Raw genomic sequence first — 22378 nt, 5'->3', positions numbered from 1 at the left:
TTAAGGTTTTGATTATAGAGGGGAACGTGAAAGGAATCGTGTGCGCGACCATCACGAAGAGGCTCGGCTGGACGCCCTGTACCAGCTGAAGTTGCTCGATACCCCAGCCAGCGAGGGATTCGATCGGATAACCCGGAAGGCCAGCCAGATCTTCGGATTGCCAGTGGCTGCGGTGTCGTTGACGGATCGCGACCGGCAATGGTTCAAGTCGCGCGTCGGCGTCGAGCATCGCAGCATCCCGCGCGACAAGGCCCCATGCGCGCAGGTCGCCGAGTCGACCCAGCCGCTCGTCATCGAGGATTTCCAAGCCGACGCGTGTTACGCCGACAGCGTGCTTGGCCGTGCCGGAACGCGCTTCTATGCGGGCGCACCTTTGGTCACCAGCGATGGCTATGGCCTCGGCTCACTCTGCGTATTGGGGACCGAACCGCGCAAGGCGACCGAGGCCGAGCTTGCCGCGCTGGTCGATCTGGCGGCGATGGTGATGGCGCAGATCGAGCTGCAGCACGCCTTCGGACGGATCGATCCGGTCACCGGCATGCCGACCCGGAACCAGTTCCGCGACGACCTGATGGATCTGGAGCGGGACCATCCGGGCGAGCACCGGTTCGCGGTGGTGGTCGACATGGCGCGCGAAGATCAGATCAGCCGGATCGTGCGCGCGTTGGGTGTTGCCCGCGTCGACGATTTCATTCGGGAGGCGTCGCAGGCGCTGCGCGTGGCGCTGGGACCCGGTCGGGTTGCGTATCAGGTTGGCAGTGCGCAGTTCGCGTTCATATCGCCGCCGGGTGTCGAGGAACTGGCCTATGTTTCGCTGCTCCGGTCGAGCTTCGAGACGATGCATGCCACGTCGTCGGTACGCTTCGTCACGAACGTCGCGATCGGCGTCCGGTCGTTCGTGATCGGCAGCGTTTCGGCCGACGACGTGCTGAGGGGGGCGGCCAGCGCTGCACAGGACGCACGCAACGCCGATGGCGCGATCGCGCTGCATTCGCCCGCCAACGACATCGCCCACCGCCGGCAATACGGCCTGTTGCAGGATTTCGGCGCCGCACTCGAAGCCGGCGACCAGTTGCGACTGGTGTACCAGCCACGGATCGAGCTCGCCACGGGACGGTGCCTGGGCGCGGAAGCGTTGCTGCGCTGGCGGCATCCTCGACTGGGCGAGGTATCGCCCGCCGAGTTCATCCCGATCATCGAAGAGACCTCGCTGGCGCGCGCGACGACGCAGTGGGTGATCGATGCGGCGATGGATCAGATGGCGGCCTGGAATTGTGCTGGGATCGCGCCGGTCCTGTCGGTCAACATCTCCGCCGCCAATCTCGGCGAGGCGGATCTGATCGACCGGATCCAACTTGCCTTGTTCAAGCGCGATCTGCGGCCCGAGCGGCTGGAGATCGAGCTGACCGAAAGCGCCATCATGGATCAGCCCGACCAAGCGCTGGCGATGCTGCGCGAACTGGCGAAAGCGGGCATTTGCCTTGCGATCGACGATTTCGGGACGGGACACAGCAGCCTCGCCTATCTTCAGCGCCTGCCCGCCCGGATCGTCAAGATCGACCAGGCGTTCATGCGCAACCTCACCGAAGCCGCCGGACCCGATTTCGTCCTCGTCGAGACGATGATCGGGCTGGCCCACAAGCTCGGCTACCGCGTGGTGGCCGAGGGGATCGAGACCGCAGAGGCAGCCGCTATCCTGACGCAGCTCGGTTGCGAGGAGGCGCAGGGCTTCTGGTTCGCCCGCCCGATGGAAGCGACGCCGTTCGCCACCTGGCTTGCGGCGCGCGAAACGGCGACCGAGCCCGAACGCGGCTGACTTTGCAGCCACGCGTCGGGATCGTCTCAGGTCCTCCGTGCGAGGAAGTCGCGCATCAACGCCGCGATCTCGGCATGGTGCGTTTCCAGCGCGAAGTGGCCGGTGTCGAGAAGGTGGACCTCCGCGTCCGGGACGTCGCGGCGATACGCCGTGGCGCCGGCTGGCAGGAACGCCGGGTCATGCCGGCCCCAGACTGCCAGCAAGGCCGGACGATGTTTGCGCAGATACGCCTGGAAGGCGGGATAGAGTGCGACGTTGGTCCGGTAGTCGAGGATCAGGTCGAGCTGGATCTCGTCCGCACCCGGTCGCGCCATATAGGCGATGTCGAGCTCGTAGCCGTCGGGTGATAGTCGGAGCGGATCGGCACCGGTGCCGTATTGCCAGTTCCGGATCGTGTCGGGCTCGAGAGAAGACCGGCAGGCTTCGCGGTTGCTTGCGCTCGGATCGCGCCAATACGCCTCCCACGGTCCCCATTGGTCGCTGAAGCCCTCGACGTACGCGTTGCCGTTCTGCGAAACGATCGCTGAGACGCGTTCGGGATGGCGCATCGCGAGACGCAGACCGACAGGCGCGCCATAATCGAAGATGTAGAGCGCGTACCGCGTCAGGCCGAGTGCCTCGCCGAAACCGCCGACCACGGTCGCCAAGGCATCGAACGTATAGGCGAATGTCCCGCGCGGCGGCGCCTTGGTCTGGCCGAACCCGGGCAGGTCCGGCGCGATGACCCGAAACCGGTCGGCCAGTTGCGGGATCAGGTCGCGGAACATGTGGCTCGCCGTCGGGAACCCGTGGAGAAGCAGGATGACCGGCGCGTCGACCGGCCCTGCCTCTCGGTAGAACAGGTCGACGTCGCCGACTTTCTGCCTGCGATACCGGACGGATGCCGCTGCCGCATTCTTCGGTGATGTGGCGACACGCGCAGCGTCCGCGACGGTCGTGCGCGCCGCCGCCAGGACTGCAGGACCCGTGGCCAAGGCAGACATGACACCTCGGCGGGTCGGCGTAGTCAGGTTCGTTCTCATGGCGTTGTCCTTCGTTGAATACTCCAGATAATCGTTTCAACACGGATCATAATGCTTGCATGCCGGTAGGGTCAGTTGCAGGATCCGCAACGATGGACCGGCTAGATGCGATGAAATTGTTCGTGGCCTCGGTAGATGAGGGATCGCTAGCCGCCGCCGGGCGTCGGCATGGTCGGTCTGCTGCCAGCGTGACGCGCGCCATCGCGTTGCTGGAGGGCATTGCCGGCGAAGCGCTATTGCTCCGGTCGACGCGTCGGCTGCACCTGACGTCGGCGGGGGAACGGCACGTGGCAGTATGGCGCGACGTGCTGCTGCGGCTCGGCGACATCGCGCCCTCCCCGTCTGAAGGTCCGATGCGTGGCAGTTTCGTCCTGACCGCCCCGGAACTCTTCGGACGGCTGAAGGTGATGCCGGTGCTCGAAACGTTCCTGCGCCGCGAGCCGTCGACCAGTGCGCGCGTGTTGCTGGTCAACCGCCTCGTCGATCTGATCGGCGAAGGCGTGGACATGGCGGTTCGGCTCGCACCGCTGCCCGACTCGACGATGACTGCGACCAAGCTTGGCGACGTTCGCACGCTCGTCTGCGCCTCGCCCGACTATATCGCGCGGTGCGGCATACCGGCGACGCCGCAGGATCTGGGCCGGTTCGATTGCATCGGCTTGAACGTCGAAGGCGATGGCGAACTCTGGTCGTTCGGATCGGAAGCCGAGAGCGCCCGCGTCCGCTCGATCCGGGTTCGGACCCGCCTGAGCCTGAACAATGCGGGCGCGGGTATCGATGCGGCGGTTCGCGGCCTCGGGCTGGTGCGCACCCGGGGATATCAGGTGGCGGAAGACCTAGCGACAGGCCGCCTCGTCACTGTCCTGACAGCATTCGAGCCACCACCGCAGCCGGCGCACCTCGTGTTTCATCCGGACCGGGGAAGCCGGGGTGTCGTTCGCGCGTTCATCGACCATGCCGTGCCGGCACTGCGGGACGAGTTTCGGCGGATCACGGCGATGCTGGACGCGATCGGTGAACCGACGCCGCCCAAGAGCGATCACTTGCCCGCGGAATAGAGAGCTGGCGGATCGATCCCGTCTCCCGAGATGCGGCAAGAGTCGACTTACAGTGATGGCGATTTGCGCGTGTCGATCATCGATCTTCGATTTCTCTGGGCTTGCGGACGAATTTGCCGATATCGTTATCGCGGGGACTATCGGGGGGCCGAATTGTGCGAAGTATAGTGGTTGCGGCGGTGTCGCTGGGGTGCATGGCGACGTCTGCGGCGCAGGCCAGCGACCTTCCCTTGTATCAGCCCGCGCCCAGCTGGATCATTCCGGCCGTGCTGCCTGACGCGGCGAAGACAGGCGGAGATACGCCGGCGCTGGTGATCTTCGATACGCAACAACGCATCGAGGACGGGCGGCTGTGGTCCTACATAGATGTCGCGTCGCACATCACGTCGCCGGAGATGCTGGCGCAGGCGACGTCGCTCGCCTTGCCCTGGGCGCCGGACAAGGGCGACATCATCGTTCACGAACTGGCGATCTGGCGCGGGAGCCAGCGTATCGACTTGCTGGCGAACGGTCAGAAGTTCACGGTCCTGCGACGCGAACAGGCGCTAGAACAGCGCGAATTGACGGGTATCCTGACGGCGACGCTGGCGGTCGAAGGTCTTCAGGTCGGCGACATCCTGCGGCTGCGGGCGTCGACGACATCGAAAGACGCCGCGTTGGGTGGCCGCGTGCAGAACGTCGTTCCGATGATCGCCCTGCCCGCGCGGGTTGCCTTTGCCCGCGCACGCATATCGTGGCCGACCGCGACGCCACCGCGCTGGAAGCTGGAGGCCGACGGCGTCAAGGCCGTGCCGATCCGCGACGGGCAATACACCGTGCTCGACCTGGCCCTGCCCGCACCAAAGCCGGTCGAGATGCCGCAAGATGCGCCAAGTCGGTTCCGGCATCCGCCGATGATCGAATTCGCCACATTCGCCGACTGGGCGGACGTCTCGAAGACCTTCGCACCACTTTATGGCGCGGAAGCCAACGCCATCGCGCCCGGCTCCCCGTTGCGGACCGAGGTCGACGCGATCATGAAGGCGGATGCGACGCCGATCGGCAGGGCCGAACGCGCGCTGGAACTCGTCCAGGACAAAATCCGCTATCTTGCCGTCGGGATGGACGGCGGGAACTATGTTCCGCAGAAACCTGCCCGGACGTGGGAGGTTCGCTACGGCGACTGCAAGGCGAAGACCGTGCTGTTGCTGTCGATGCTGCGGGCGATGGGGATCGATGCCGAGCCAGTCCTCGCCGCCGTCGGATCGGGGGACTTCGTGACCGAGAGGCTGCCGAGCGCGGCGGCTTTCAACCATGTCTTCGTGAAGGCGACGATCGACGGGCAGACCCTGTGGCTCGATGGGACGGGCGCCGGTTCGAGGCTTGCGGATATCCACGACACGCCCGACGTCGGCTATGTCCTGCCGATTCGCGCCGACGGTGCCGCGCTGCTCAGGATCGCTACGCACGCGAATGCGCGTCCGGTGATCGACCTGATCGTCGAGGCGGACGAAACCGCCAGCGTCGACCTGCCCAGCGCGTTCGAGGCGACGGCGATCGTCCACGGGCGACCGGCGGCGATGCTGACGATGGCCAAGACTCAATTGGGCGAGAAGGAGCAGCGCCAGGCCGTCGGGCAGTTCCTGCAGGGCTTCCTAGGCGAGGGACAGTTCGTCGATACGTCGATCACGTCCGATCCGATCACCGGTGCGGTCACGTTGAAGGCACGCGGCGCGACGAGCACGATCTGGACGACCGACGACCGTCGCCGCAAGCGCGCGGTCGACAGGCTGATCGATCAGGTCAATTTCGATCCCGACCGCAGCAAGGCCACCTGGGCAGCCGTCCCCGTTCTGGTCAACCAGCCCGACGGCATGCGCTATCGCTTGCGGTTGCGCCTTCCCGACGGTGGCCGCGCCTTCGCGCTGGAGGGAGAACCCGATCTCAAGGCGAACATCGCCGGGTATGACATCGTTCGCAGCGCAAGCCTGGCGAACGGTATGTTCACGCTCGACGAGCGGATCGACACGGTCGGCGGCGAGATCGCGGTTGCCCGCATTCCGGCGGAGCGCGATGCCCTGACGACCGCGAAGGCCCGCGCGCCACGTATCGTCGCCTCGGCCGACACGCGGCGTCGCTGGGACATCAACGCCAGCGACCCGCCCGGTGCCACGCAACTCAAGGCGATCGAGGCGATCTTTGCGAAGTCGATCGCCGACGATCCCGACGAAGCCAGCGGCTATACCAGCCGTGCGTCGCTCAGAAGCGGCGTGGGGGATCGTCGCGGTGCCGTCGCCGACCTGACGCACGCGATCGCGATCACCCCGACGATCGATCTCTATCTCCAACGCTCGACGGAGTCGCACGAGCTGGGCGACATGGCAGCGGCGCTCAAGGACGCGGAAGCAGCGCGTGCCCTGGATCCTTCGTCGCAACAGGCGATCGGCCAGCTCAGCGACCTGAAGGCCGAAGGCGGCGATATGCCCGGCGCGCTGGCGCTGCTCGATCAGCGCATCGCGCTGGGCGGCAGCATGCGCAACGCGTTTCGCGAAGCCAAGGCCGGCCTGCTCGGAGAATATGGCGACGTCACCGCAGCACTCCTGTTGTTCGACAGCCTGATCGCAGACAAGCCGGGTTCGCCATCGCTGATGAACGCACGATGCTGGGCCAAGGGAACGCGCATGGTCATGATCGACAGCGCGTTGAAAGACTGTACCGGGGCGATCGAGTTGAGCACCGACACGAGTGGTCCGCTCGATAGCCGGGCAATGGTCTGGTATCGGCTCGGAAAGTACGAGCAGGCGCTGGCCGATCTCGACGCAGTGCTGGCGTCGACGCCCAATCAGGCGGAAAGCCATTTCATGCGCGGAATCGTGTTGGCGAAATCGGACCGGGGACCTGAAGCGACGAAGGAATTCGCGATTGCACGGCGGCTTCTACCGAGCGTCGACAGGCGGTATGCGCGCTACAGCATCAAGGCGGACTGACCATTGGTATCGGGTAGCCCTTAACCGGGCGCTCGGCCTATTGATTGGCGGTGACGGTGAATGGTGTCGTGTCGCAGGGAGAAAACCGCTTGATGTCGAACGAGTATGCGCATGGCCGGCGAGACGGGTTGCGGCTGGCGCTGGCAATCTTGGCCGCGGAAGAGGCCAAATGGGCGGCATTGCTGGGGGAGAGTGCATCCTGGCGGACCAACGCCACGCGTGAGGTGCGGCACAAGACGCTTCAGGTCGCGCAAACGCGCGTCCAGACCGTGCTGAACCGGCTTTCTTCCAAGGACGACACTGGGTCGAATGCGGAATTGTCCGCCGCGCTGGCGAAGATCGGGCTTTAGCCCGCCCTGCCGTCCGACGATGCGTCGACCAGTTCGGTCAACTGAAGCGCATCTCCCAGCGCCGCAGAGGCGGCCGTGTTGTCGAACATGCACCATGCCGGGCGCCCTGCTGCGTGGTCCTCGGCAAGCAGGCGCGCATAGTCGCGTAGGCGGTCGAGTCCGTACGCGGTTCGGTACATGTCCGGCGATCCGTGCAGCCGGTAATACGTGAGCCCGCGCCAGCCACCCGGACGTGCCGCCGCCGGGATGCGCGCGGGATCGGCAGCGACCCGCGCCACTTTCTGGGTCGCTAACAGGCTGTCGGCATCGGGCTCGAACCAGCTGGCGTGGCGCGGTCCGCACACGATCTTGGTATCGGTTCGTTCGCCGACGTCCGCAAGAAAGCGAGTGACCGTCGCATGATCAAAGGCGAGGCTTGGCGGTAGTTGCAGGAGGAGGAGCGCAAGCTTGCCACCCAGGCCGGACACCTCGTCGAGAAAGCGATCAAGCGGCGCGGCGGCGTCGTGCAGGCGAAGATCGTGGCTGATCGACCTGGGTATCTTTGCCACGAGCCGGAAATCGTCGGGAACGCTGGCGGCCCATCGAGCCCAAGTCGATTGCCGGTGTGGCCGGTGGAAGGACGAGTTCACTTCGACACCGTGCATCACGGCCGCGTAACGCTGTAGCGCGGTGCCGGTTTCGGGGAAGTTCGGCCGATCCGCGGCCGGTATGCTCCAGCCGGCGGTACCGATCACGCAGCGCGGCTCTGTCACCGGAAAACGACCTTCGCCGAAGCACCACGGCAATCGCCCGGCATCGGTCCCCTGCCCCGCTGGTCATCGCGGCGAAGGAAACGGATGCCGGCGTCGATCATGCCGATTGGGGGATGATGCTGATCATCTCGTCCTCGCTGGGTTCCTTCGCCGGCTTGAGCTTGAGCGCCTGGTCCGGTTCGACATGGCGGCTTCGCGAAGCCGGTTCGAGCGTCACGGTCTCGCCGGTGTCGAGCGATCGCTCGATCGCGGCCAGGACACGCATGTCGAACAGGCCTTCCTCGCCGTCGGCTTCGGGCTGGAGATCCTCGAGGATGCAGTTCGAGAAATACTGCGTCTCGTTGCCGAACTGTTCGACCGGATCGAAGCTGTGCGTCTTGCTGCCGGCGCTGGTCTTCTCGACATAGGTGATGCCGATCTTCGGCCCGAACATGAAGGCGGGCGACGCGTGGATGCTCGCCTTCGTGCCGACGAGCTCGAAGAACTCGGCCGATGCGGTGGCGTAGCTGACGCTGAACTGTGCGACGCGTTCGTCGGGGAAACGCAGGGTCACGGCTACGGTGTCATGAAAGTTGAAGCCGCGCCCGGGGGTCTTCGTACCGATCGCATGCACGGCGATGGGCTCCTGCCCGAACAGGTTGCGGACTGCGTTGAGCGGGTACGTCCCCATGTCCGGCACCGGACCGCCCCAGTAACCGTTGTGACCGCGCGAATTGGCCTCAGCGACATTCTGCGCGAACACCGAAACGAAGCTGCGCAACTCGCCGAACTCGCCGTCGCGGGCGCGGGTGATCATCTCGACCGTGCCCGGTTCGTTGTGGAGGCGATAGGCGATCATCAGCTTGCCGCCGCCCTTCTTCTGCGCGCCGATGATCTGTTCGGCTTCGGCGACGCTGGACGCCATCGGCTTTTCGAGCAGGACGTGAATGCCCGCTTCGAGCGCGGGAACCGCGTATTGCAGATGAAGGAAGTTCGGCGTCGCGACATAGACGGCGTCGATCTCGCCCGACTTGAGCAGCACGTCATACTGCTCGTAAGTCCATGCCTTGATACCGTAGAGCTTGGCGAGCTTGTCCGCCTTGACCGGATCGCCCGTGACCAATGCCGCGAGTTCCGAATTGTCGGTGCGACCGATGCCCGGCATGAACGCCTGCTGCGAAATCTGGCCACCGCCGACGACGGCATAGCGCACCTTCTTCTTGTGTCCGAACATATCGGTCCTTCGGTGTAGTTTGGGGATGCAGGGCGAACGACGGACGACCATGATCGTTGCATTCTTCGCGTGTTTGCCGCGTACGTCAAAATCCGCGACGCTGCGTTTCCGCAATCGCGCCGCTCATACCGGACCGCATCGCGGTGCCGTTCGTTCGGCACGTGAACCTCTGAGGTAGACGAACCATGGACTACACCAAACTCGGCAGCACCGGCCTGGACGTTTCGCGGCTTTGCCTGGGCTGCATGACCTACGGCATCCCTGATCGCGGCAATCACGCCTGGACGCTCGACGAGGAAACCAGCCGGCCGATCCTGCGCGCCGCGGTCGAGGCGGGGATCAACTTCTTCGACACCGCCAACGTCTATTCGGATGGCACGTCGGAGGAGATCGTCGGTCGTGCGCTGAAGGACTTCACGCGTCGCGACGAAGTGGTGATCGCCACCAAGGTGCACGGGCGGATGCGTCCGGGCCCTAACGGCGCCGGGCTCAGTCGCAAGGCGATCATGGCCGAGATCGATGCCAGTCTCTCGCGCCTCGGCACCGACTATGTCGATCTCTACCAGATCCACCGGTTCGATTACGACGTGCCGATCGAGGAAACGCTGGAGGCGCTGCACGACGTCGTGAAGGCAGGCAAGGCGCGGTATATCGGTGCGTCGTCAATGTTCGCGTGGCAGTTCGCGACAATGCTGCACGTCAGCGAGGCGAATGGCTGGACGCGGTTCGCGACGATGCAGGATTATCTGAACCTGCTGTACCGGGAGGAAGAGCGCGAGATGTTGCCGCTGTGCGACGCCGAAGGGGTCGGCGTGATCCCCTGGAGCCCGCTCGCCCGCGGACGCTTGACGCGCGACTGGGACGAGACCACCGGGCGTTCGCAGACCGACGAGTTCGGCAAGACGCTGTACGCGCATACCGTCGACGCTGACCGCAAGGTGGTGGAGACGGTCGCGACGATCGCCAAGGAGCGCGACGTGCCGAGGGCACAGGTGGCACTCGCCTGGGTGCTGGCGAAACCGGAGGTATCCGCGCCGATCATCGGTGCGTCGAAGACCGCGCATCTCGACGATGCGATCGCGGCGCTCGAACTGGGCCTTACCGACCGCGAGATCGCGCGGCTGGAAGAACCCTATGTCCCGCATGCGGTCGTCGGCTTTTCGTAAGCGATCTGCGGCCGGCTACCGTTGAGCTGGCCGCATCAAGTCCACCGAGCGTAACGCGCATATTCTGCCCGACGGACCGTCCGTCGCGGCACAAAGGACCGATATGACGAAACCGACACTGGCCGAGCGACCGGCTATCCTGGCCGCCAAGCGCCAGCTGAAGATGGCGCGCTCGACCCATGCCTATGTCAGGGGCAACACGACCAAGTTCTACGAATGGCTCGACGAGTCAGCCGCGTCGCGACGCGTTCCGCAGGGGCCGGCGATCTGGATCTGCGGCGACTGCCATCTCGGTAACCTCGGCCCGATCAACGATGGTGGCGGACGGATCGCGATCCAGATCCGCGACCTCGACCAGGCGGTGATCGGCAACCCGGCGCACGACCTGATCCGCCTCGGCCTGTCGCTCGCGACCGCGGCGCGAGGCTCCGACCTGCCCGGCGTGACGACCGCGCACATGATCGAGGAGATGGTCACCGGCTATGCCAGCGCGATGGCCGATCCCGCGAGCAACGATGCCGGACCCGAGCCCGAGGCGGTCCGCAGCGTCAAGCGTCGCGCGCTCGGACGCCGCTGGCGGCACCTCGCCAAGGAGCGGTTCGCGACGCAGGAACCGATGATCCCGCTCGGCGACAAGTTCTGGCCGCTGGAGCAATCCGAACGCGATGCGCTCGCCGAACTGGTCACCGAGCCGGACGTCGCAGCGCTGGTTCTCTCGCTCGACGCGAGGGACCGGGATCGGACCGTCCGGCTGGTCGACGCCGCCTACTGGATGAAGGGGGGCAGTTCGCTCGGGCTGCTGCGGTTTGCGGCACTGGTCGGGCTGAAGAACGCGAAGGGGCGATCGGACTATGCGCTGATCGACTTGAAGGAAGCGACGACACCGATCGCGCCTGCCGCAAAGGGTGCGAAGATGCCGACCGACCAGGCTGCGCGCGTCGTCGAGGCTGCGCGCGCGCTGTCTCCTCACCTCGGTAGCCGGATGGTCGCGGCGCGTGCGCTCGATCGGTCGCTGTTCGTTCGCGAACTGTCGCCGCAGGACCTGAAGCTCGAGGTCGAGCAGTTCAGCGCGGGACAGGCCGTAAAGGCGGCGCGGTATCTCGCCTTCGTTGTCGGCAAGGCGCACGCACGCCAGATGGATACGGACACGCGCCACGAATGGGCGAGCGTGCTCGATGCGGACCGTCGCGGCGCGATCGATGCGCCGAACTGGCTGTGGGAGAGCGTCGTGTCATTGGCGGGAAGCCATGAGGCAGGGTATCTGGAACATTGTCGACGGTACGCGATGCGGGCGTGATCGGCGGTAGGGCTATGCCCGCCGCGGAGTACTCCGAGTGCTGCGTGCTTTACATGACCGATCCAGCTGTCACACTGATCGTTGAACTCGGGCGCATGCGCCGTATCGGAGCATTCGACCATGGACTTCATCGACCGGCGTACGGCCCTTGCCGGTATCGGTGCTGCAATCGGGTGTGCCGCCCTGCCCGTCTCCGCGCGTCCCGCGCCAGACGACGTGTTCTTGCTCAGCTATTTCACCGACAAGGATGAGGGTCGCGAGGGGCTCAAGCTAGCCCGCAGCGACGACGGGTATGTCTTTCGCGCGCTGGGCAATGGTCGTGGCTTCCTGACGCCGATGGTCGGCGAGAACAGGCTGATGCGCGATCCCAACCTGTTGCAGGGACCGGACGGGCTCTGGCATCTCGTTTGGACGAGCGACTGGTTCGGCCCCGTCATAGGCCACGCCACGTCGCGCGACCTGATGCACTGGTCGCCGCAACAGACCATTCCGGTGATGAAAGGCTTTGTCGGCGTCCGTAACAGCTGGGCGCCCGAGGCGATCTACGATCGCGCGCGGGGCGACTTCGTCATCATGTGGTCGAGCAGCATCGACGGCCGTTTCGGGGCGACTGCGGGCGAAAAGTTCGCGGGGATCAAGCTGCGTCCTTATTATACGCGCACCAAGGATTTCCGTACGTTCACGCCGACCAAGTTGTTGTTCGATCCCGGGACCGACTCGATCGACTTCACCTGGCTGAAGCTGGCCGACGGCGGGTTGCGACTAATCTACAAGGACGAGACGCATGACACCGAAACGCGGCGGTGGCTGGTCAGCCGGTCCGCGGCCTCGCCGACCGGTCCGTTCGGGCCAGTCAGCGCGCCGTTCACCAAACCGATGACGGAGGGATCGACGGCGATACGGCTCGGCGACCGCTACATGGTCTATTACGACGTATACGAGCAGCATCGCTTCGGTGGCGCCTCGACCACGGATTTCGTCCACTGGACCGACGAGAGCGCGCGCATCCGGTTTCCCGAAAACGCGCGCCATGGCACAGTCGTTCGCGTGCCTCGCGCCTTTGCCGACAGGATCGCGTGATGTCGGCGGGTGCGCGCGATCAGAACGCGATCATCACCTTGCCGAGATGCTTGGCGGCGGCGAAGTAGCGGACGGCTTCCGGCGCGTCGTCGAAGGCGAAGGTCCGGTCGACCACCGTCGTTATTCCGTTCGCCACCATCGCGTCGAGCAGGTCGACGAACATCGCGCGACTGCCGTTGGCGATGCCGCGGATCGTCACGTTCTTGATGATGAGCGACAGATAATCGGGGATCGCCGGCCCTTCGCCCGGCGACACGCCGACGACGATGATCCGTGCGTTTGCCGCGGCCGCAGCGATCGACTGGCCCAGTGTATCGACGCCGCCGGTTTCGATCACGATGTCGGCACCCTTGCCGTCCGTCTTGGCAATCACCTCGGCTGCCCAATCGGGGGAGGTCCGGTAGTTGACACTGATGTCCGCCCCGAGCGTCCGCGCCGTCTCAAGTTTCGCATCGTGGGACGAGGTGATCGCGACCCGGGCACCGCGTGCCTTGGCGATCTTCAGCGCGGCAAGCGAGACGCTGCCGGTGCCGAGGCACAGAACGGTGTCGCCAGCCTCGACGTGACAGATCTCGACCAGCGCGTTCCAGGCCGTCAGCGCCGCGGACGCAAGCCCGGCGACATCGGCATCGGCCAGCGCATCGGGCACCCGGATGAGCGCCGCCGCGGGCAGGACGATGCGCTCGGCCAGCCAGCCGTCATGCGTGATGCCGATATCGTGCGCAAAGACGTCCGCCCGGAACGCGCCGTCGCGCCAGCTCGCGAAATGGCCGCAGACGACGCGGTCGCCGACCGCGATCTCGGTCACGCCCTCCCCGATCGCGATGACCTCGCCGACGCCTTCGGACATCGGGATGCGGGTCTCGGGTTGGCGAGGACCATAGGTACCGCGCAAGAGTTGTACGTCGCGGCTGATGAGCCCGACGAGACGCGGTGCGACCAGCGCCTCGCCGGGGCCGGCAACTGGGTCCGGCCGGGTCGTTGCGACGAGCGCGTCGATGCCGTCCTGCGCGCCGATTTGATAGGCTTTCATCGAAATCCCCTGAGTTAGGCGCGCGACCGGCGCATCAATCGAATGCCCTTGGGCCGGGCTTGAAGGCGTGGCGGTGGGCGCGCGATGCGAGCCAGAGCGCCAGCAACGTCGGCGCCAACACGGCCCAGGCGAGCGACCCGGCGCCGAGATGGTCGAGCATCACGCCGCCAACGATCCCGCCCGCGGCGATCGCGCCGTTCCACGTCGTCGTCAGCATTGCGTTCGCCAGATCGACGCCGTCCCCCGCAGCATCGGCCAGCGCGGTCTGGAGCTGCGTCGCGGCGCCGCCGAACGACAGGCCCCAGAGGATCGTCGCCGCGATCGTCACGACGGGGCGGGCCGCAAACAGCCCGAGGGCGAGCGATACCGCCGCGAGCGCCGTCAAACTGACCAACACCAGCTGTCGCAAGGCCCGGTCGTTAGCACGCCCGTTACCCAAATGCCGATCAGCGCGGCAACGCCAAACCCTAGTAGCAGCAGGTCGAGCCTGCCCTGCACGCCCGACAATGCGGCGACCGGCGCGATGTAGGTATAGAGGATGTTGTGCGCGGTGATCCACGCGAACAGCGTGACGAGCACGGTGCGTACGCCGCGCGTGCGGAAGACCCGCGCGATCGACAGTCGCTCCTCCGCCGGCTGTCCGGGGAAATCCGGCACCTGCCACAGCACCCAGCCGATCAGGACCAGCGTCGTGATCGACATCAGCCCGAACGCCATGCGCCAGCCAAGCGTGGTGCCCAGCATCGCCCCCAGCGGAACGCCGATCGACAACGCAAGCGGCGTACCGACCATCGCGATCGCCAGCGCCTTGCCGCGCAACGGCGCGACGACCATCCGCCGCGCATAGCCGGCGATGATCCCCCAGCCGAGCCCCGCCGCGACGCCGCCCATGAACCGCGCGACCAGCGTCAGCGCGTAGGAAGTCGACACCGCGGTCACGCAGTTGAAGAGCAGGAACCCGACGATCGCGACCAGCAGCGTCGGCTTGCGACGCCAGCCTTGCGTGTACAGCGTCAGCGGGATCGCCGCGAGCAGCGACCCGACCGCATAGACCGTGACCGTCTGCCCCGCGAGCGACTCCGATACGTCCAGCCCCGCTGCCATGTGCGGCAACAGACCGGCGGGCAGCGTCTCGGTCAGGATCGCGGTGAAGCCGGTCATCGCCAGCGCCAGCAAGGCTGAGATCGGCAGCGTCTCGCTCGCGCCGACGTCGGTCGGAATAGGATTTGGACGCACGAAATACTCACTTCTGGATCGACTGGTCCAGTGCAGTCGACGACCGAACGCGGCTTGTCAACGAATAATGGATCGATTAGTCCATAACGTCGGGAGCGAAGACTTATGGCACGGAGCGGACGACCGCGTGGTTTCGACCGGGATGCGGCGCTGGACAGCGCGATGCACCTGTTCTGGGAGCACGGGTATGAGGGTGCGTCCCTGCTGACGCTGCGCCACGCAATGGGCGACATCTCGTCGGCAAGTTTCTACGCGGCGTTCGGCTCGAAGGAAGCGCTCTACCGGGAAGCGCTGGCACGGTACCTGGATCGGCATGGCAGCATCATCGACGCGCTCGATGACGAACGGGTCCCGCCGCGCGCGCGGCTCGAACAAGCATTGATCGGGTCGGTTGCGGTACAGACCGACGTCGCGCACCCGCTGGGCTGCATGATCACACTGTCGGCGACGATCTCGTCGGAAGCCAGTGCATCGACGCGTGCCCTGACCCGAACCGAGCGCGACGCCACACGGCGAGCGTTGCGTCGGTGTATCACCGCTGGCGTGAACGCAGGCGATCTCGACCCCGGTGCCGACGTCGCAGGACTGGTCGCGCTGTACGATGGATTGGTGCTCGGTATCTCGATCCAGGCGCGCGACGGTATCCCTGCGGAAACGATCCGCGCCGCAATCAGGCACGCGATGGCGGCGTGGGACCTGCACCGATGCGCTCGCAGCGGCGACGGCAAATGATGAGTTGATGCGGCGCTCGCACCAGGCGTTCCGACAAGCGCGCGCCCGTCGTATGGACCGCCTTGACCTAACCCATTCGCGGCTGACGACTCTAAGCTAGCGTCGAGTGTGGCGGAGGTCCGAGGGCGCGATCGATTACCCCGTCTATCTTGCCGATCCCCGTGTGGTAGAACCGCTCCGACGATTGGGGAACGGCGATGCGGACGATCATCATGGCGACGATTTTGCTGGCGCTGGCATCGGGTACGACGTCGGTAGCTGCCGTCAGGGTGGCCGACGCCGTGGCTCAAACTTCGCTGGCGCACGGCAGGGTCGAGGGCCCGTTCGAACTTCACTCCCGGGTCTATCTGGGCACGGTCAGGCGCTATTGGGTGTATGTGCCAGCAGGCTACGACGCGTCGAGGCCACCCAATCTGCTGCTGTTCCAGGATGGTCAGCGCGCGGTCAACCCGGAAGGGTCGCTGAAGCTTCCCGCGGTTCTCGACACGCTGATCGAGCAGAAGGCCATTCCGCAGACGCTGGGCGTGTTCGTCACGCCAGGCAATGTCTCCGCCCGGTATCCCGATACGCTCGGCATGCAGAACCCGGACCATCGGCCGGAGGAATATGACGCGGTTTCCGACGCCTATGCCCGGATGACGCTGGACGAGTTGCTGCCCGCCGTGGCGCGGCGATGGCGGTTTTCGGCGGATCCGAAGCGACGCGCGATCGGCGGCACGTCGAGTGGTGCGATCGCAGCATGGACCGTCGCGTGGCGCCATCCGGACGCGTTCGGCAACGTGATAAGCTTCATCGGCAGCTATACGTCGATCGGCCTGAAGCTCCGCCCGGACGGTACGCCGCAGGCTTATGGCGGGGATACCTATCCCGGCCTGATCCGGAAAAGCGCGATCCGCCCCTTGCGCGTCTTTCTTCAGGACGGACGCAACGACCTGGATAACGAACACGGCAACTGGTTCCTTGCGAACCAGCAGATGCTGAAAGCGCTCGAATGGGCCAATGCGCATGCGGACGCGGAAAAGCACGCGGGGCCGCGGTACGCCATCAACCATGCCTGGACCGAGGGCACGCATTCGGACGCCGACGGCGGATCGATCCTGCCTGACGTGTTGCGCTGGATCTGGCGGGATCAGCAACCCGGCCGGTAAGCCTCGGGTCTGGCTCAGGCCGTGCGTCACCGCAACCACCCGCGTCTCGCTTTCGACATTGACGCAGTGCAGCATCGCACCTACCAGCCCGCGCTCACAAGATGCTTGCCTACAAGGCGCAGTTTAGCTCAGCGCTGGAGGCGCCGCGTGACCATGACCATGACCTTTGCCGATCTCTCCCTCGCGCCGTTTTTGCTGCAGGCGCTAGCTGAGGAAGGCTATGCCCACCCCACCCCGATCCAGGCGCAGTCGATCCCGATGCTGCTGCAGGGACGCGACATGCTCGGCATGGCGCAGACCGGCACGGGCAAGACCGCCGCCTTCGCGCTGCCGCTGCTGCATCGCCTCGCTGCCGACCCCCGCCCTGCGCCCAAGGGCGGCGCGCGCATCCTGGTACTCGCGCCGACGCGTGAACTCGTGTCGCAGATCGCCGCAGGGTTCGAGAGCTTCGGTCGCCATCTAAAGCCGAGCGTGATGACGATCTTCGGCGGCGTCAGCCAGTTCCATCAGGTCAAGGCGCTCGAAGCAGGGGTCGACATCATCGTCGCCGCACCGGGGCGCTTGCTGGATCTGGTCGATCAGGGGCTCTGCGACCTGTCGCAGCTCGAGGCGCTGGTGCTCGACGAAGCCGACCAGATGCTCGACATGGGCTTTGCCAAGCCGATCGAGCGGCTCGTCGCGACGCTGCCGACGGATCGCCACACGTTGCTGTTCTCTGCGACCATGCCGAAGTCGATCGCGGCGCTGGCCGAGAGCCTGTTGCGCGATCCGGCGAAGGTCGAGATCGCCCCGCCGTCGACCACCGTCGACCGGATCGACCAGTCGGTGATGTTCCTAGATGCGACCGACAAGAAAGCGGCGCTGCTGGCACTGCTCAAGACCCCCGACATGGGTCAGGCGGTCGTCTTCACGTTGCAGAAGAACATCGCCAACGATGTCTGCGCGTTCATCGGCGAGGCCGGCATCACTGCCGAGGCGCTCCACGGCAACAAGTCGCAGGGGCAGCGCGAGCGTGCGCTCGACGCCTTCCGCGCCGGTACCGTCCAGGTGCTTGTCGCGACCGATATCGCCGCGCGCGGGATCGACGTCGACACCGTGACGCACGTGTTCAACCACGACCTGCCCAGCCTCCCGGAAAGCTATGTCCACCGGATCGGCCGCACCGGTCGCGCCGGTCGCAGTGGGTTTGCGATCACGCTGTGCGACGCCGAGCAGCGTGCCTGGCTGCACGACGTCGAGCGCGAGATCGGTCGCACCCTGACCGTCCAGGACGATCACGAATGGCACTGCGAAGTGGCGCGCCATTCGACTAAGCGCGCCCCCGTGCTGGGTGGCGGTCCGGTCAAGCAGGTCAAGCCGGCGAAGGCACCGCGCGAGCGGAAGGTCTGGACCGAGGAAGAAAAGCTCGCCGCACGGATGGCCGCAAAGGCCGCCTGATAGCGCTCCGCTGTTTGACGAGGGTGCGCTGCCCCTCGTCGAACGGCGGGACGGTCTCTGTGAGACGGCGATCACGCGTTTGCGGCACGTCCGACGCGGCATCTGAGCGTGGCCAATCCCGCCATGACTCGAAGGTCTGATGAGGGCGTCCAATGGCCATCGGACAGTTTTTCGCCGCACTGCGGAAGATAAATTGAGCGCCACAAGCACCCGCTTTGGCGGTACTCACTTTGTCACAGTTAGCGTGATGTCGGACTTATCGTCCAGCAACCTGACCGCCCAAGCGATCATTCCGCGACCCCCGTCATTATGACGCACCTGCAACATAAGTCGCATAAAACCGTCGCCGCACGATGCCATGCCCCGCTTCGAAACGCGTAAGGGGAATGGTGTGTCTTTGAGTAAATTCATGGTCTGTGCAGCATCGGCGACGATGCTGACGCCGCTGTCGATCGCGGCGCAGACGATCCCGACATCGCCACCGGTCAACTACGTCAACGAGAGCAATCCGGCGATCGGCAGCATCGTTCCGAAGCTGCTCGACAGCTATGTGAAGCTGATCCGCGACCATCCCGAAGTGATGGTGCAGAACTACAAGACCGTCGTCACGATGACCAACGCGCGCACGCCGAGCCAGACCCTCGCGGCGATCCACGACGATCGCACCAATCAGGCGTACAGCATCCTGAATGGCCTGGGCGCGCTGACCAACCTTTACATGGCGGGCGCCGGTGCCTCGACCAGCGGGTCGGCGCCGAACACGCTTACCCCGACCAGCTATGCGACCGCGACGCTCGCGGACTATGTCGCCAATATCAATCTCGGCAACAGCTTCAGCCCCGGCGCCGAGAAGTTCGGCAACGGTACCGCCACGCCGCTGGCCGCCGCGGTCGCGTTCATCAACAACACGGTCCGCGCGAGTTCGTCGACCGAGCCCGCGAAGCGGACGTTCGCGCGGTATCAGGGCGAGAACCCACCGATCGATCCGCTCGATCCGCGGTTCGCCAACTACAACGTCAACACCAATCGCGGCGCGCTGACGCTGGCGGACACCGCGGCGATCATCGTGCCGTCGTATTTGTCGAGCTTTACGACGCCAGCGCCTTACGCCTCCACGACGCAGTGGGTCCGCGGGTTCGTCGTAACGGCGGACATGGTTGCGGCAAATGGCGGCAAGCCGATCACCGCACCCAATTTCGGGACGTTCGATTCCGCGGGCAAGTTCACCGCGGCGACGTTCAAGGTCGGCGAATATGTTCCCGGCATCGGTGCCTCGCCGCGGCCATACCGCGTGACGACCGACGTCAACGTACCGACCCCGATGCTTCAGATCATCAATTCGTCCAACCCCTATGCAGACGGCGCCTATCCGAGCGGGCATACCAATTCGGGCATGCTGCAGGCGCTGGGCACGGCGTTCCTGATCCCGCAGCAAGGGCAGGAATTGCTCGCGCGCGCGGCGGACCTGGGCACCAACCGCATCCTGGCGGGCATGCATTCGCCGCTCGACATCATGGGTGCCCGGATCGAAGCGACGGCGCTGTCCGCGACCAACATCTACGCGGCCTTGTATGATGCGAAGGGCAATCGCCTCGACTGGACCAACCCCGCCAACGCCAGCGCGTATGCGGTCTACCAGGCCTATACCCAGACCCAGTCCTATCTGGCGTCCGCCTGCGGCACCGCGACCGTGACGGCATGCATCGCCGCCGCCAACGCGTCTGGCGCAACCGCCGCCGATCCGTATGCCAACGTCGCGCAGAACAAGGCGACGTACCTTGCCGAGATGACCTACGGTTTCGCGCCGGTCGGTCCGGTCAAGGCGATGACCGCCGCGGATGTGCCGGTGCAGGCGCAAGTGCTGCTGCTGACGCGGTTCGGGTATCTGACCGATGCACAGCGGACCGATATCCTCGCGACCACCGCCCTCCCCTCGGGCTATCCCGTGCTCACCGGCAACACGCTGGACGGATGGGGCCAGCTGAACCTCTATGCCGCGAACGACGGCTATGGCGCGTTCAACGGCCAGGTCGCAGTGACGATGGACGCCGCGCAGGGTGGCTATGCGGCCACCGACAGCTGGGGCAACGATATCGGCGGAACCGGCGGGCTGACCAAAAATGGCACCGGCAGCCTGACCCTGACCGGGAAGAACAGCTATGCCGGCCCGACGATCGTCAATGGCGGAACGCTTGCCGTCACCGGCTCGATCGTCTCGGCGACGACCGTCAACACCGGCGCAGTCTTTGGTGGCACAGGCAGCACGGGCGCCGTCACGGTCAACAGCGGCGGCACGCTGGTACCCGGCATGGGAACCACGCCGGGCACGCTGACGATCAACGGTCCGCTCACGCTCGCCAGCGGTGCGACGCTGGTGCAGACGGTATCGCCTGCGCTTGCAAGCCGGACGGTCGTATCCGGTGCGGCGAAGCTCGACGGCACGGTGCGGGTTCAGGGCTCGGTCGGCACGCTACCGGTCACGCGCATCGCCCTGGTCACGGCAGGCGGTGGGGTTTCGGGCAGCTTTGCCAACGTCACGGGTGTTCCCACCAACCTGCGCGCTGTGCTCGACTATTCGACGACGGCGGCAAGCCTCAACCTCAACCGGACCGATATCGACTATCGTCCACTCGGGGTCACCGCGAACCAGCAACGCGTCGCGGCGGCGCTGATAAGCGCGGCGCCGTTGGCGAGCGGTGCCGGTGCGGCAACGTTGCTCAACACGGTCTACGCCACGGGCCAGGACTCGGCGGCGGCGGGTACTGCAGCGCTCGACACCCTGTCGGGTGAAGGCCTTGCCGATGCGAACAGCGCGGCATTGTTTGCCGGGCGGGTATTCGGCGATGCCGTGACCGATCAGCAGCGTGCGGTCCTGACCGACACCCAGATGCACCTCTGGGGCGGGCCGCTGGGTGGTCGGGAATGGACTGATGGCCGGGACGCCGACGGTACGGTCGATCGCCGCAGCAACAGCTGGGGTGGCGTGATCGGACTTGACGGTGAAGTTTCGACCGGGTGGCGTGCCGGTTTCGTCGCGGGCGGGCTCGACACCCGCTTCAACACCGCGGCGCGCGCGACCAAGGGCAAGGCGTCGAGCTATCACGTCTCGGCCTACACCTCGTACGCGCTGCCGACGGGCACGTATGTCCGCGGGTCGCTGGGCTATGGCCATTATGCGATCCGTACGACGCGGACCGCGGGCGGGATCGGCAGCGTCGCCAGCGAAACCGAAATCGCACGGTACGACGCCGCGGAGTTGCGCCTGCGCGGCGAAATCGGTCAGCGCATCGCAGTCCAGTCGTTCGACCTGACGCCGTTCGTCGCGGTGGAATATGCGCGTCTCTACACCGATGCGTTCGCAGAGCGTGGCAGCGTGCTGGCGTTGCAGGCGGGCAAACAGACCACAACGTCGCTCCCGGTGAATGTCGGGTTGCGGATGGACGGCAGCGTCCCGTTCGGGAACGGCCTCGCGCTGCGGCCGATGATCGAAGCGAGCTACCTCCACGAGTTTCGCCGCGACCGCGACATCGGAGTCGATTTTGTCGCGCTGGCCGATCCCTCGTTCACGATCGCAGGCGCTCGACCTTCGCAAAGCGCGTTCGTCGGCAAGGCCGGACTCCAACTGCCGCTCGCCTCCGCGCTGGTCCTCTACGCCACGGGAACCGGCGTGTTGTCCTCGCAACAGCGATCCTATGCCGGCAACGTCGGCGTGAGGATCAGCTTCTGAGACGTTAGAACGACCGGTCGACCGAGCGCACGCACGCGGATGATCGCCAACTGGCGAGGTGTTTCAATGGAACGCCTCGCCAGTTTGCTGCTGCTAGCCCTCGACATGATCGGCGGGCCTGCGAACGAGTCGGAGACGATCGGCGGGCGCGATCGTTTGGCATAGATTGCCGGTCAGCGACGCTGGATCTCGCCTGCCTTCCAACCCAAACCCGGACCGAACTCGGATTTTCGGCATCAGATCGCGCGCGATCCGCAGCGCATCGTCATACTCAGATCACGGATGGTCGCATTTCGGACCAATCGATCTGGCCGAACAGTCGTGATCCCATAAGCTGCCCACACT

17 protein-coding genes are annotated in these 22378 nt (G+C 65.7%); 11 read left to right on the top strand and 6 right to left on the bottom strand.

The annotated features are described in order from the left end of the window. Positions 1-40: 40 nt before the first annotated feature. Positions 41-1816 (top strand): sensor domain-containing phosphodiesterase, encoded by a 1776-nt coding sequence (locus tag AC59GX_RS16480; RefSeq protein ID WP_497302087.1) that lies wholly within the window; start codon positions 41-43, stop codon positions 1814-1816. Between the two features lie 26 nt (positions 1817-1842). Here the strand turns inward: AC59GX_RS16480 and AC59GX_RS16475 are convergent, their stop codons facing one another. Next, positions 1843-2799 carry an alpha/beta fold hydrolase gene (locus tag AC59GX_RS16475; RefSeq protein WP_497302086.1) on the bottom strand — a complete coding sequence of 319 codons (957 nt, stop codon included), beginning with the start codon at positions 2797-2799 and terminating at the stop codon, positions 1843-1845. Positions 2800-2930: 131 nt separating this feature from the next. Here AC59GX_RS16475 and AC59GX_RS16470 point away from each other — a divergent pair, with 131 nt between their 5' ends. The 3 genes from AC59GX_RS16470 (at position 2931) to AC59GX_RS16460 (ending at position 7212) form a co-directional block, all read left to right on the top strand. After that, positions 2931-3896 carry a LysR family transcriptional regulator gene (locus AC59GX_RS16470; RefSeq protein WP_426282287.1) on the top strand — a complete coding sequence of 322 codons (966 nt, stop codon included), beginning with the start codon at positions 2931-2933 and terminating at the stop codon, positions 3894-3896. Positions 3897-4051: 155 nt separating this feature from the next. Continuing rightward, positions 4052-6862, top strand: a complete 2811-nt coding sequence (locus AC59GX_RS16465; RefSeq protein WP_497302085.1) for a DUF3857 domain-containing protein — start codon at positions 4052-4054, stop codon at positions 6860-6862. 92 nt (positions 6863-6954) lie between these two features. Further along, positions 6955-7212 (top strand): hypothetical protein, encoded by a 258-nt coding sequence (locus AC59GX_RS16460; RefSeq protein WP_426282290.1) that lies wholly within the window; start codon positions 6955-6957, stop codon positions 7210-7212. Here AC59GX_RS16460 and AC59GX_RS16455 read toward each other — a convergent pair. After that, on the bottom strand, positions 7209-7964 hold the full coding sequence (locus tag AC59GX_RS16455) for a DUF72 domain-containing protein (RefSeq protein WP_426282291.1): 756 nt from the start codon (positions 7962-7964) through the stop codon (positions 7209-7211). The two genes, AC59GX_RS16460 and AC59GX_RS16455, sit on opposite strands and share 4 nt — an antisense overlap. A gap of 97 nt (positions 7965-8061) precedes the next feature. After that, positions 8062-9177, bottom strand: coding sequence for a Gfo/Idh/MocA family protein (locus AC59GX_RS16450; protein WP_497302084.1), 1116 nt, complete (start codon positions 9175-9177; stop codon positions 8062-8064). A gap of 185 nt (positions 9178-9362) precedes the next feature. Between AC59GX_RS16450 and AC59GX_RS16445 the strand changes: the two genes are divergently transcribed. The 3 genes from AC59GX_RS16445 (at position 9363) to AC59GX_RS16435 (ending at position 12720) form a co-directional block, all read left to right on the top strand. Continuing rightward, positions 9363-10343, top strand: a complete 981-nt coding sequence (locus AC59GX_RS16445; protein ID WP_426282294.1) for an aldo/keto reductase — start codon at positions 9363-9365, stop codon at positions 10341-10343. A 103-nt stretch (positions 10344-10446) separates the two neighbouring features. Next, positions 10447-11640 carry a DUF2252 family protein gene (locus tag AC59GX_RS16440; RefSeq protein WP_497302083.1) on the top strand — a complete coding sequence of 398 codons (1194 nt, stop codon included), beginning with the start codon at positions 10447-10449 and terminating at the stop codon, positions 11638-11640. A gap of 120 nt (positions 11641-11760) precedes the next feature. Beyond that, on the top strand, positions 11761-12720 hold the full coding sequence (locus tag AC59GX_RS16435; protein ID WP_497302082.1) for a glycoside hydrolase family 43 protein: 960 nt from the start codon (positions 11761-11763) through the stop codon (positions 12718-12720). 19 nt (positions 12721-12739) lie between these two features. Here AC59GX_RS16435 and AC59GX_RS16430 read toward each other — a convergent pair whose 3' ends face one another. Genes AC59GX_RS16430 through AC59GX_RS16420 form a run of 3 tightly spaced genes read right to left on the bottom strand, consistent with a single transcriptional unit; the run spans position 12740 to position 14989 of the window. After that, positions 12740-13753, bottom strand: a complete 1014-nt coding sequence (locus AC59GX_RS16430) for a zinc-dependent alcohol dehydrogenase family protein (RefSeq protein ID WP_426282299.1) — start codon at positions 13751-13753, stop codon at positions 12740-12742. Positions 13754-13787: 34 nt separating this feature from the next. Next, positions 13788-14162: an MFS transporter gene (locus AC59GX_RS16425; protein WP_426282301.1), complete on the bottom strand. Its 375-nt coding sequence runs from the start codon at positions 14160-14162 to the stop codon at positions 13788-13790. After that, entirely contained in the window at positions 14135-14989 is an 855-nt protein-coding gene (locus AC59GX_RS16420) for an MFS transporter (RefSeq protein ID WP_426282303.1), read from the bottom strand. Before AC59GX_RS16420 ends, AC59GX_RS16425 begins: the two co-directional genes overlap by 28 nt. A gap of 105 nt (positions 14990-15094) precedes the next feature. Between AC59GX_RS16420 and AC59GX_RS16415 the strand changes: the two genes are divergently transcribed. The 4 genes from AC59GX_RS16415 (at position 15095) to AC59GX_RS16400 (ending at position 22033) form a co-directional block, all read left to right on the top strand. Next, entirely contained in the window at positions 15095-15721 is a 627-nt protein-coding gene (locus tag AC59GX_RS16415) for a TetR/AcrR family transcriptional regulator (RefSeq protein ID WP_426282304.1), read from the top strand. Between the two features lie 197 nt (positions 15722-15918). After that, positions 15919-16869, top strand: coding sequence for an alpha/beta hydrolase (locus tag AC59GX_RS16410; protein WP_497302081.1), 951 nt, complete (start codon positions 15919-15921; stop codon positions 16867-16869). Between the two features lie 153 nt (positions 16870-17022). Beyond that, the gene (locus tag AC59GX_RS16405) at positions 17023-18306 is read left to right on the top strand and encodes a DEAD/DEAH box helicase (protein ID WP_107953091.1); all 1284 of its coding nucleotides are present in this window, start codon (positions 17023-17025) and stop codon (positions 18304-18306) included. A gap of 397 nt (positions 18307-18703) precedes the next feature. Next, complete coding sequence (locus AC59GX_RS16400) at positions 18704-22033, top strand: autotransporter family protein (protein ID WP_497302080.1); 3330 nt, start codon at positions 18704-18706, stop codon at positions 22031-22033. Positions 22034-22378 lie beyond the last annotated feature (345 nt).

Source organism: Sphingomonas sp. 320_CC (assembly GCF_059691795.1).
This window is presented reverse-complemented; position numbering and strand designations above follow the sequence as displayed.